This is a genomic window from Amycolatopsis sp. NPDC057786 (assembly GCF_042797905.1).
GTDB lineage: Bacteria > Actinomycetota > Actinomycetes > Mycobacteriales > Pseudonocardiaceae > Amycolatopsis.
The window spans coordinates 100,557-112,235 of the sequence record NZ_JBHVKW010000013.1; the positions used below are offsets into that span (position 1 = coordinate 100,557).

12 protein-coding genes are annotated in these 11,679 nt (G+C 70.0%); 10 read left to right on the plus strand and 2 right to left on the minus strand.

Features of this window, described 5'->3' with window-relative positions; translation table 11 throughout:
- Positions 1-64 precede the first annotated feature (64 nt).
- The 10 genes from ACFVM3_RS11335 to ACFVM3_RS11380 all read left to right on the plus strand — a co-directional run bounded on the left by ACFVM3_RS11335 (position 65) and on the right by ACFVM3_RS11380 (position 9,960).
- Positions 65-1,021, plus strand: a complete 957-nt coding sequence (locus ACFVM3_RS11335) for a DNA cytosine methyltransferase (protein WP_378437782.1) — start codon at positions 65-67, stop codon at positions 1,019-1,021.
- 105 nt (positions 1,022-1,126) lie between these two features.
- Positions 1,127-1,333, plus strand: coding sequence for a hypothetical protein (locus ACFVM3_RS11340; RefSeq protein WP_378437784.1), 207 nt, complete (start codon positions 1,127-1,129; stop codon positions 1,331-1,333).
- A complete protein-coding gene (locus ACFVM3_RS11345) occupies positions 1,287-1,775 on the plus strand; it encodes a hypothetical protein (RefSeq protein WP_378437786.1) in 489 nt (162 codons plus the stop codon). The genes ACFVM3_RS11340 and ACFVM3_RS11345 overlap by 47 nt, the downstream gene beginning before the upstream one ends.
- A gap of 312 nt (positions 1,776-2,087) precedes the next feature.
- Positions 2,088-2,528, plus strand: a complete 441-nt coding sequence (locus ACFVM3_RS11350) for a recombinase family protein (RefSeq protein WP_378437788.1) — start codon at positions 2,088-2,090, stop codon at positions 2,526-2,528.
- Between the two features lie 245 nt (positions 2,529-2,773).
- Positions 2,774-2,935 (plus strand): helix-turn-helix transcriptional regulator, encoded by a 162-nt coding sequence (locus ACFVM3_RS11355; protein WP_378437790.1) that lies wholly within the window; start codon positions 2,774-2,776, stop codon positions 2,933-2,935.
- A gap of 81 nt (positions 2,936-3,016) precedes the next feature.
- On the plus strand, positions 3,017-4,510 hold the full coding sequence (locus ACFVM3_RS11360; RefSeq protein WP_378437792.1) for a tyrosine-type recombinase/integrase: 1,494 nt from the start codon (positions 3,017-3,019) through the stop codon (positions 4,508-4,510).
- 480 nt (positions 4,511-4,990) lie between these two features.
- Positions 4,991-6,334: an aminotransferase class I/II-fold pyridoxal phosphate-dependent enzyme gene (locus tag ACFVM3_RS11365; protein WP_378437794.1), complete on the plus strand. Its 1,344-nt coding sequence runs from the start codon at positions 4,991-4,993 to the stop codon at positions 6,332-6,334.
- A 90-nt stretch (positions 6,335-6,424) separates the two neighbouring features.
- Positions 6,425-7,672 carry a trans-sulfuration enzyme family protein gene (locus tag ACFVM3_RS11370; protein WP_378437796.1) on the plus strand — a complete coding sequence of 416 codons (1,248 nt, stop codon included), beginning with the start codon at positions 6,425-6,427 and terminating at the stop codon, positions 7,670-7,672.
- A 69-nt stretch (positions 7,673-7,741) separates the two neighbouring features.
- Positions 7,742-8,749, plus strand: coding sequence for a dihydrodipicolinate synthase family protein (locus tag ACFVM3_RS11375; protein WP_378437798.1), 1,008 nt, complete (start codon positions 7,742-7,744; stop codon positions 8,747-8,749).
- Positions 8,746-9,960 (plus strand): MFS transporter, encoded by a 1,215-nt coding sequence (locus tag ACFVM3_RS11380; protein ID WP_378437799.1) that lies wholly within the window; start codon positions 8,746-8,748, stop codon positions 9,958-9,960. Before ACFVM3_RS11375 ends, ACFVM3_RS11380 begins: the two co-directional genes overlap by 4 nt.
- A gap of 605 nt (positions 9,961-10,565) precedes the next feature.
- Here the strand turns inward: ACFVM3_RS11380 and ACFVM3_RS11385 are convergent.
- Positions 10,566-11,180, minus strand: a complete 615-nt coding sequence (locus tag ACFVM3_RS11385; RefSeq protein ID WP_378437801.1) for a GPR1/FUN34/YaaH family transporter — start codon at positions 11,178-11,180, stop codon at positions 10,566-10,568.
- Positions 11,181-11,265: 85 nt separating this feature from the next.
- Positions 11,266-11,559 (minus strand): hypothetical protein, encoded by a 294-nt coding sequence (locus ACFVM3_RS11390; protein WP_378437803.1) that lies wholly within the window; start codon positions 11,557-11,559, stop codon positions 11,266-11,268.
- Between the last annotated feature and the right edge of the window lie 120 nt (positions 11,560-11,679).

Here is an 11,679-nt window from a genome sequence, read left to right on the forward strand (position 1 = left end):
CGACACCGCTGCCCGCCGCCGGGCAACGACTCGGATCGGCGACCCGTGGCGCGGGAGGCACAGCATGCCTGAGCGCCACACCGACACTGTGGATCCGCTGTGGTTCGTCGCGACCGACGGCCCGGTCATCGGGTCGCTGTGCACCGGCGTGGCTGGTCTCGACCTCGGCGTCGCCGCCGTTCTCGGCGGGCGCATCGCCTGGTACTCGGAGGTCGATCCGCACGCGGCCGCGATCCTCGCCGCGCGCCTGCCCGGCGTGCCGAACCTGGGCGATCTGCGCGCTGTCGACTTCACCTCCGTCGCACCGGTCGAGGTGCTCACGGCGGGCTTCCCCTGTCAGGACATTTCCGCCGCCGGTCGGCGCGCGGGCATCGAGAAAGGCGCTCGCAGTGGACTGTGGAGCAACATCCTGGACGCCATTCGCGTACTACGACCCCGCCTCGTCGTCGTGGAGAACGTCGCCGCCCTCCGCTGGAAAAACGGCGGCCTCGACCGTGTACTCGCAGGGCTGGCCGAAGCGGGGTATGACGCGGTCTGGCGTTGCGTACGAGCCGCCGACATCGGCGCCGCCCACCGCCGCGAACGCGTGTTCCTGTGTGCCGTCCCCGCCCCGGGACGGGATGCGGATGATGCCGACCCCACAGGCCCGCGACGGCGAACCCCGCGGCCCCGTCGATCCAGCACGGCGGCGCGCGGGCGGGCATCAGGTCAACCTCAACGACGCGGTCGACTCGGTCGTCAAGCCGTCGCAGCTTCTGCCGACTCCGACGGCGGCGGACTCGCGGTCGGCGGCGATCCAGACCGTGCAGAAGCCGGGCCGCCCGATCCCGGTCGGCTGTGTGACGCTGACCGACTCGGTGCGGCTGCTGCCGACCCCGACCGCCTCGGACGTGAAGAACTGCACCCACGACACGCACGACGGCGGACTGTCTCTTCCCGACCGCGCCCGCGCCCTGAGCACCCCGACGCCACCGCTGGACGGACCGTGGTGCGCGGCGGCCCACAGCGAAGTGATCGATAGCTGCCTTTCCACCGGTGCGTGGGGCACTGCCGCCGACACCCGGCCGCGCACGGCGGTTCGCCCACCTAAATCTCCGCGACGCCCATGACAAGGAGGCCCAGCCTCATGGACACTCCACGACTTCTGCCGACCCCGCGCGCGACCGACGGCACCAAAGGTTGTCCCGCGCAGCGCGGCTCGAAGGGCGATCTGATGCTGCCCTCGGTCGTCATCGCCGTCACCACGCCCGCGCCGAAGTCCCGAGCGCGGAAGGAGGTGAAGGACCGTGACGACCGCCCGCGCACTGCGCGCCCGCCGCACAGCACGCGGTGAACCCGGGCCGGTGAACTGGGGCGAGTACGCCGCCGCCGTGCACCGATGGGAACTCATCACCGGCCGTCCCGCCCCGTACCCGACCCAGCCAGGCCGGCACGGACGCCCCGTGCTCGCACCGCCGTTCGTCGAGTGGCTCATGGGCCTGCCCCCAGGCTGGGTCACCGCCGGGCACCTCGAGCTGCCCCGCACCGCGCAACTTCGCGCTCTGGGCAACGGGGTGATGCCCCAGCAGGCCGCGCGCGCACTACGCCACCTGCTGGACGACCTCACGCACCTGCACCGTCCGCCCTGCCACCCGCCGGCCAGCCCGGCGACGCGGGACAGGCACTTCGGCGTGAGCCGACCGGCCCGAGCGGGCGGTGGCGTGACGCACCCGCCTGGCACCACCCGGGCCTCGGCCGCGCGCAGTCGCCGCAGCGATACCCGCTCGCGCCCCTGAACCTGTGGCGCTCCGGGGTGAGGACACCGCCGAGCCCGCCCCGGAGCGCCACGCTCCACCCGCTTCCACAAAGTCGACTTCCTGAAAGGGCTCTTCGCCATGCCCACACACAGCAGGACACACCACCCCGCGACCCACCTGCGCCACTGGGTCCGTACCTACTGCCAGAGCCTTCGGCTGCGATACCGGCGGCCACCGAACCGGGCAGTCGCCAGCCACACACCGCGACGGTCGGCCGAGACGATCGCAGTCCTGATCCGCAATGGCTGGAACGTTCACCACCCGCCGTACGGCTACACCACGATGTCTGTCTTGAAGGCGCAGAGTCGACACGGTACGGCCCGTAACCGGCTGACTCCGGACCCGCGCCGCGCTCTGGTTGTGCAGGACATCTTCTACTGGCGCGCGATCACCGGCTTGTCCGTGGAGGACATCACCGCGCGGCTCGACGTCGACCACGACCGCTACCCGCCGCCCGGAACTCACACGTTCTGGCCGCCCGACGTGGTCGCCGCGATCCTGACCGACATCAAGTACACCGGCTACCAAGCCACCGGCACCCGCGACGAACACGGCGCCTTCCGTCCCATCGAGCACTGGGTGCTCTCCGATCAGCCCGCGCACCGCGCCCTGATCACCCCCGCGCTGTTCTGGGCCGCTCAAGATCCGGCCACCAGCGTTTGGCGCCTCCCGTACCGCCTAGCGCCAGCAAATGCCGACTCCGCATCCCGCGGAGAGCGGGGCACGCCATGACGACATCGCGCCCGAAGGCCACCACCTCGGCGGCTCACACGACGTCGGCAGCGCATAAGCCGCCTGGCCCATCGGCCACGTCAGGACAAATCGTCTTTGGCCATGTCACTCCCAACGGCCATGCAGAACCTGAAGAGTTCGCCGTGCGCGACTTTGGTCGCCACGCTGCTGACACACCGGGAACCCACACCGCGACCGCCGCCGTCTCCTGCCAGTTACGGAGTCTCGGCGTCACCACCGACTTGATGACAGCGGCCCGGGTACTCGGTGTCGGCCGCACAACGGCCTACCGGCTCGCCCGCGAGGGAACGTTTCCCGTTCCGCTGAAACGAGTCGGCCGCAACTACCGGGTCGTGGTCGCCCGGCTGGCGGAATTCCTCGGACTGGACGAAGAGCCTCGTGGCTGACGCTTCCTCTCTGTCCTCACAGGAGCGTCGATAGGCGCTGTCCGAAACGTGCATCAACTGATTGCGGCAGGAACGAATCCGATGGCACAGAACTTCTCGGGCAGCACCTACAAACGCTGCACCTGCAAACACACAGACAACGGTAAACCACTCGGGTCGGCGTGCCGGAAACTCAAACGCCGCAACGGAGCCTGGAGCTCCGAACACGGCTCCTGGTACTTCCAAGCCGAACTACCCGCCCGCGCCGACGGTACCCGCCGTACCCGCAGGCGCGGCGGGTACGAGTCACAGACTGACGCCCAGGCTGAACTGGACAAGATGGCGGCCTTGGTTGACGTCGCCGAACCCTATGGCGCCGCCGCCATCATCGCGATCGGCGACGTCATCGACAAGCACCTCAAAACCGGGGAGCCACTCCCGTCATCGGGGACCATCGGCGCGCAGCTCGACGCCGGGATCGTCGATGCCCGCCAGGTCCCCACCGTCGGCGAGTGGCTGACCACGTGGTTCGCCGGGCGGAGGAAGAAACTCCGCGGTACCACCCAGCTCTCCTACAGCAGCCACATTCGGCTCTGGCTCATCCCGCACCTGGGCCACTACCGGCTCGACGAACTCACCGTCGTGCACATCTCACGCATGTTCGACGCGATGGCCGAACGCAACGACGCCATCCTCGCCGCGAAAGCCAGCGACGATCCCGACATCCGCAAGAGCGTGCACGGCATGCGGACGCTGAGCGACGCCACCATGCAGCGCTACCGCGCCACTCTGCGCACCGCGCTCAACGCAGCGATCCGCGACCCACGGCTGCCCATCACGTTCAACCCCGCCTCCTACGTCGAACTGCCGTCTGGGCGGCGGCCGAAAGCGTTGCTCTGGACCCCCGAACGCGTCGAACGGTGGCGGCGCACCGGGCAGAAACCCTCCCGGGTCATGGTGTGGACACCCGAGCAGACCGGGCGGTTCCTCGACCACGCCGTCGACCACCCCTACTACGTGCTGCTGCACCTCATCGCCTACCGAGGACTGCGGCGTGGTGAAGCCTGCGGCCTGCCCTGGTGGGACGTCGACCTCGCCCGCCAGAGCATCACCATCACCGCGGCGCTGGTCCAAATCGGCTGGCGGGCGGAGTTCGGCGAACCCAAGAGCGAAGCCAGCGGCCGGGTCATCGCCATCGACACCGCTACCACCGACGTCCTCGCCACACACAAGCAACGCCAGGCAAACCTGCAGGCGGCAGCGGGCGACGCGTGGATCGAGAACGGCCTCGTCTGCACCGAACCCGACGGCAAACCGTTGCAACCCTCACACCTCAGCGATGCCTTCCACGCCATCGCCGACGCCGCGGGCCTCCCGCCAATACGCCTGCACGACCTCCGCCACGGCGCTGCCACCCTCATGATCGCCGCCGGAGCCGATCTAAAACAGGTCCAGGAACTCCTCGGCCACTCCAGCATCGCTATCACCGCCGACACCTACACCCACGTCCTGCCGGAACTCGCCCGCGAAACCGCCGAAGCGGCCGCCTCGATCATCCCGCGCGGAAAGAACAGGAAGCTACCGCCGGCCGCCTGACGGGGAAGGCTAGGAGGGTGCGGCCATCCTGGTCTTGATGAACGGTGGTGCAGGCGTCGTCGCTCTCGCCGACCGCGGCGACGGCGAGCGTCCTTGACCTTCCGATGTTCCGGCTCGAGCGGTTTCTGCTTGTCCAGATCGTCGGCCGCGTAGTACATGGCGGCGGTGAAGTTGCGGTCGGTGAGGACCATCAGGTCCGGGCCCGCGACGATGTCGAGATTGGCGGACGCCTTGGCTTTCTCGGCATCGGTGGACTGCGCCAGCGTGGAGCGTCGTGGCGGTCCAGGCCTGGAGTACCTTCGCGCCCGAGGGGAGATCCGCCGCTCCTGATCAGGGGCTGGGTCGCGGTCGGTGCAGTTGCAGATGCGGCGGATCGTGGGCGGACGGTCGTGTCGTGAGCGAGGGGTTGCGATCCGTCTCATAGCGGCCAGCGGAGGGTGGCGTTTGGCTTGATTCTTTGTCCTATGACAAACTGTGGGGGTGACTGAGTTTCGGGGCCGGACCGCGATGGAGATCGCCACCAGCGTGCGTGACCTGGTGGCTTCGGGGGTGCTGGCCGCGGAGACCGAGCTGCCGACGGTCCGGTCGTTGGCCGAGCAGCTGGGGGTGAACCGGAACACCGTGGCCGCGGCGTACGCGCTGCTGGTCAAGGCCGGGGTTGCCGAAACGAATCGGCGGCGTGGTACGCGTGTTGCCAGCATTCCCGTGGTCCCGCGTGAGATCGACTGGGCAGCCGTCGGCGAGGTGGCCCAGCGGTCGTCCGAGCGCAGCTCAGGTCTGGTGGACCTGGCGAGCGGCAACCCGGACCCGGCGCTGCTGCCTGACCTGCGCACGGCGTTCTCGTCCGGGGCGTACGAGACTGTGCTCTACGGAGATGCGGCGGTTGACCCGGGCCTGCGGGTGTGGGCGCGTGAGCAGCTGGCGCCGGTCGTCCCGCAGGCTCATGGTTACGCGGTCGCTCATGGTGCGGTCGATGCGATCGACCGTGTCCTGGGCGCGCATCTGACTCGTTCGGATGCTGTCGCGGTCGAGGACCCGTGTTTCCTGGCCAGTATCGGCGTGCTGCGGGTCAACGGGTACCGGATCGCGCCGGTGGACACAGACGGCGATGGCATGATCGCGGAGTCGCTGGCGGCGGCGTTGCGCCACGGTGCCCGGGCCGCGGTGATCACGTCTCGTGCGCTCAACCCGACCGGCGCCAGCGTGTCCGCCGGGCGTGCGGCCGAGCTGCGTGCGGTGCTGGCCGAGTATCCCCATGTGCTGGTCATCGAGGACGACCATTTCTCCGGTGTCGCCACCACCGCCTACCACCAGGTGTTTCCGCCGCAGCACCCTCGGTGGGCCCTGGTCCGGTCGTTCTCGAAGTTCCTCGGCCCGGACCTTCGCCTCGCCGTGGTCGCCGCCGACCCCGGCACCATCACACGTCTCGAGACACGCCTCGCCGCCGGCGCCACGTGGGTCAGCCGTCTGCTTCAGCACACCGCCTGCCAGCTCCTGTCCGACCCGGTCGTCCTACATCAGCTGGCGCAGGCCGCCGTGGCCTACCGGGACCGCCGCGGTCTGCTGATCGACGCGCTGGGACGGCGGGGATTCGCGGTTCCGGCGACGGAGACCGACGGTCTCAACGTGTGGGTGCGGCTCGACCAGCCGGCCGGCCCGGTCATCGCCCGACTCGCCGGGCACGGCTGGGCGGTCAGTGACGGCGCCACCTACGCGCTCACCGACAGCCCGCTGCCGGCGCTGCGGGTCACCAGCTCGGCTCTCACCCCGGACCAGGCGGAAGCGTTTACCGACGCCCTCGTCGACGCCTGCGCCAGACCCTGACCACAGTCTCCGACGCCGAGCGAGTCACCACCACGACACCGCCAACGGGGCCCACGGGCCCATCACCCAGGCAAAGCGGAAGGACCAGCGATGAGCACACCGACCCACATCCACCGGGAACGCGCGGGTGACCGCCGGCCGGACAAGCACGACCCCGGGACCCTGAGCGAGGAGTCCTGGGCGGTGCACGGCGGGAACCGCGGTGACGGGGGTACCGGCGCGATCCGCACCCCGATCGTGATGGCGAATTCCTACCGGCTGCCGTACGACCCGACGACCCTGGATGAGACCGACCACGACACGCTCGTCTACACGCGGGAGTCCGGCGCCAACCAGCTCACGCTGCAGGCCAAGCTCGCCGCCGCCGAGCACGGCGAAGCCGCCGCCGTGTTCGCCACCGGGATGGCCGCCCTTCACGGCTGCTTCTTCAGCCTTCTCAACCCCGGTGACCACGTCATCGTGTCGAATGTCGTCTACATGCGGGTCTTCGGGCTGTTCGACTCGCTGCTGCCGCGGAAGTTCGGCATCGAGGTCGACTTCGTCGACATCACCGACCTCGACGCCGTGCGCGCGGCCGTACGGCCGAACACGCGCCTCGTCCACACCGAGGTCATCGCCAACCCGGACCTGCGCGTCGCCGACATTCCCGCGCTCGCCCGCATCGCCCACGACGCCGGCGCGCTGCTGACGGTGGACTCCACGTTCACCCCGCCGCCGCTGTTGCGGCCCCTGGACCATGGCGCGGACCTGGTCATCCACTCGCTGACGAAGTACATCAACGGGCACGGCGACGCGATGGGCGGCGCCGTTATCGGCGACCGCGCCACCGTCGATGAGATCAAGGCCGGCCCGATGGTCCACGCCGGTGGCGCGATCTCACCGTTCAACGCCTGGCTGATCATGCGCGGCTCGGTCACCCTGCCGCTGCGGCTGCGGCAGCACTGTGACAACGCCCTCGCGATCGCGACCTTCCTCGCCCACGACCCGCGCGTCGCGCACGTGTCGTACCCGGGCCTGCCCGACGACCCCCACCACACCCGGGCTACCAGCCAGCTCGACGGCGGGTACGGCGGCGTCGTGTCCTTCGCCATCGCCGGCGACCACGAGGACCGCGTCCGGTTCGTCAACGACCTCAAGGTCATCACCTCCGCGGTCTCCCTCGGCCACGACGAGACCCTGATCGCCTACGACCGGCACCCCGAGGAACGAGCGGTCGCGTTCAGCCCCATCTACCAGCGACACGGACTCATCCGGCTCGCCGTCGGCCTCGAGTCAGGCGACGACCTGATCGCCGACCTCGACGCCGCGCTCACCACCACCTACGGCCCCGCCCACTGACCCCAGACCCCACCGCCCCCAGCGGGTAGAGACCGCCCGCGGACACGCTCACGTATCGGAGGAGATGAGATGACCAGCGACACCCCCATGCCGCCTGACGCGGCCGCCAGCAGTGCGCGCACCGGAGGCGGCCTGCTCACAGGGCTGAGTGCCTTCCCGCTCACCCCGGTCACCGACGACACCGCCGGAGGTGTCGACGAGCGCGCGTACAGCAACCTCGTCGTCCGGCTCGCCGACGTCGGCGTCGACTCCATCACCGCGCTCGGCTCGACCGGGAGCTACGCCTACCTCAACCGCGACGAGCGGCGCCGCGTCGTCGAACTGACTGTCGCCGCGGCCGGCGAGGTCCCCGTCATCGCAGGCATCGGCTCGATCCGGACCCGTGACGTCCTCCAGCACGCCCAGGACGCGCAGGCCGCGGGCGCCACCGCGCTGCTGCTGGCCCCGATGTCCTACCAGCCACTGACCGAGGACGAGGTGTACGGCCTCTTCGCCGACGTCGACGCCGCATCGTCGGTCCCGCTGGTGGTCTACGACAACCCCGGCACGACCCACTTCACCTTCACCGACGCCCTGCACGCCCGTATCGCTCAGCTCCCCCACGTGGCCTCGATCAAGATCCCGCCCGTCGACGGCGGGCCCGCGGTGCTCGCGCAGCGGGTCGCCGGGTTGCGGGCCGAGGTGCCCACCGACGTGACCATCGGCATCAGCGGCGACCCCGTCGCGGCCGACGCGCTCAACTCCGGCTGCGACGCCTGGTACAGCGTGCTGGCCGGCACCCTCCCAGACCCCTGCCGAGCCATCGTCGCCGCCGCAGCCGACGGCGATGCCACCCTCGCCGCCGACCTCTCGACCCGGCTGACGCCACTGTGGGAACTCTTCGCCACCTACGGCAGCTACCGCGTCGTGTCCGCCCTGGCGGAAGAGCTTCACCTGGTAAGGCATCCGAACCTGCCGCGCCCCGTCCGCGGACTCGACGAGACCGGCCGCCGACGGCTCCGGCACGCGATGACGACGCTGCGCGCGGCCGGCGTCCTCGACTCCGCGGCCGACGACCCGGGACCACGGCGCTCGTGACCCGCCCCGCAGACGCCCGGACCCCCAAGGACGCTGCCGTCCCGCCCCGCGGCGGCCTCACCAGTTACGTCATCGCCGCCACCCTGGCCCGCGTCTCCGACGGCGGCGCCGTGGTGGCCGTCGTGCTCCTCGTCAGCACCAGCGGCGACGCACCCGCCCTCGCCGGCCTGCTCGGCGCCTGCATCACCGCACCCCACCTCGTCGGACCCTTCCTCGCCCGGGTGCTCGACACAGCCAGGGACGGCCGCGCCGTCATCGCAGCCGCCAGCCTCATCCACGCGCTCACCCTCGCCGGCGCGCTCCTCGCCTACGGCCACCTGCCCCACGTAATCACCGCGGCCCTGCTGATCTCCTCCGGGCTCGTCGGCCCGTTCCTCACCGGCGGCATCAGCAGCCGCCTGCCGTCCATCGCCGGGCCCGAGGTCAGGCAGCAACGCCGCGCCCAGGGATGGGACGTCGCCACCTACGGCATCGCCGGAACCATCGGGCCCAGCCTCGTCGCAGCCCTGTCCGCCTCGGCCTCGCCCCGCGTCGCCGGGCTCATCCTGGCCGCCGGAGCGCTCATCGCCAGCGGTGTCGTCTGGCTCCTGCCACACCAACCACCCGCCGGAGCCGGCGGTGAGGCCCCCCGGCCTGTCCGGACGCTCGCTCTCATGGTCCGGTCGGGCCCGCTCCGCAGAACCCTTCTCCTCACCATCACCGTCGCCCTCAGCGTCGCCGTCCTCCCCATCACCGCGGTCGCCAGCACCGGTCGATATGACATCCACCCCAGCAGCACCGGGCTACTCGTGGCCGCCTACGGGCTCGGGAATCTCGCCGGCGCGGTCGCTGTCATGTTCCGGCCACCCACCGGCGACGCCGACCAGCTCACCCTCCGCCTCGCTGCCGCGGTCGCCATCGGCCTCACCGCAGTGCTCGCAAGCCCCGTCTTCGGGGTCGCCCTCGCTGCCTACGCCATCACCGGCATCGCCAACGCCTACTTCTTCGCCTCCACACTCGCCGCCCGCAGCGAGTACGCCCCACCGCGGGCCCGTGGACAAGTCTTCGTCTGGGTCGGCGCACTCAAGATCACAGCAGGATCGGCAGGCACCGCCCTGGCAGGCGCAGCCATCACCGTCGGCGTGCATGCCCTACTCGCACTCGCCGCCGTCCTCACCGCAGGAGCCAGCGCGTCAGCACTCGCCGACCGCCGACGACGCCCCGGCAACTAACGACATCCGACTCCCGTCGGCGGACACAATCCCCCAGCGCAAGCCAGCAACGCTTTGAGCCGATCAGCAACAGCACCCCCCGAACCCCACGGAATACTGCACTTACGAACAGTGGCCCGTTACCAGTCAAGGCTCCGGGGTGACGCGTTCTTGCATATTTCGTGTCCTCGGTAGACATAGGCCTTGGCGGTCCAGCCCGAAGCGAGCAAACAGCACCATGTCCTGCTCGCGGCCAGGCTGATCCCCAGCCAGATTGCCAACTTGACAGGCGCCTCGGAGTGGTCGGAAGGCCGTTTTGTTGCCCTGTGCTGGATCGTGATGTCTGTTAATCACTTCCCCGAACCGACACTCCTACGTCGCTGCCTGGGACGACCTGTCCGCCTGGCCGAAGGAAGCCGACACCGATATCTTCGAACGCATCGAGTTAGGCCTCCAACCGCCGTCGTCCTGCACGAACGGGAGGCGGCGCCCCGGGATGCTCGACTGGGACTGACCGCTGTCGAGCGGGGCCTTCCGCCGCGAGTTGCCGGTCAACTTCTCCGCATTGTTCTCCCCGGCGCCATACGGTTGGCGCCGGGGAGAACAATGCGGATTTCGCGTCCGGGTCAGGTCAGTACCGGACGGCCCAGCGGCAGCGGCTTGCCGCCCGTCGCGGCGGATACCGCGCCGGCGAAGAGGTACACCCCGACCGCGGTGAACGCGAACACGGCGTACCCGCCCGCGGTGGTGGCCGCCGTGGAGCCGCTCACCGTGCCGTACAGCACCAGCGCGAGCGCGACATCGACCAACACGAACAGCACCGTGAACGCGACGGGCAGGCGCAGTGTGGTCACGGTCAGCAGGACGATCGTGACCAGCCAGGCGATCAGGAACAGGCCCTGCGTCGCGACCGCGGCATCGGGGGTGATGCCGAACCAGCCGTGGATCAGGCCGAGTACCAATGCCGCGTAACTGAGCCAGAACCCGGCGAAGACACCGAATACGGCGGCGACGGCGCTTTCGCCCAGTGCGGCGGCCCACACGGCGGCGACCAGCTGGCCCACGCCGGTCGCGGGCAGGATGATCGCGATCGAGGCGCCGACAGCGGCGGCGGGGACGTAGCCGGTCAGCACCAGGCCGAGCGCGGTCGCACCGACGATGAAGGTGGGGACGCCGATCAGGGCGGGGTCGCCCGCGGGTGCGGACCGGGCGGGGGCTTCGGTGGCAACGGCAGTGGTCATCGTGTACTCCTCGTTGAGCTGCGAATGATCCTTGAGTTCGCCGCGGTCCACCGGCCTGCGCGTTGCCGGTGGACCGGCGACCCCTTTACCTGGTCCTGGGCCACATCCTCGACAGCTCAGGGTGGTCGTCGTCGAGCAGACGATGCGCCAGCGCGATCGCCTCCTTCGGATCGATCTGGTCGTGAGCAGGATCCCCGTGCGCGATACCTTCGAAGACGTCCGCGAGCTGGTTCGCCTCGGCGGGGGACAAAGCGGTGTCCTGGCTGCATTCCGCGTAGCGCAACCGAAGCACTCCGGCCGCCTGCAGCATCAGGGAGCAATAAGTGTCGTGTGCGGCCGGTGCCCGGCGGGACCGGGCAGCTGCCTTCTGGCTTTCCACGCCGACTCCCTTCCTTTAACGCACCGGGTTATCGGGTGGCGCGTTGTTTGAGTTCCTTGGCCGCGGCGCCGGGGTCGGCGGCGTTGTAGATCGCGCCACCCGCGACGGCGACTTTCGCGC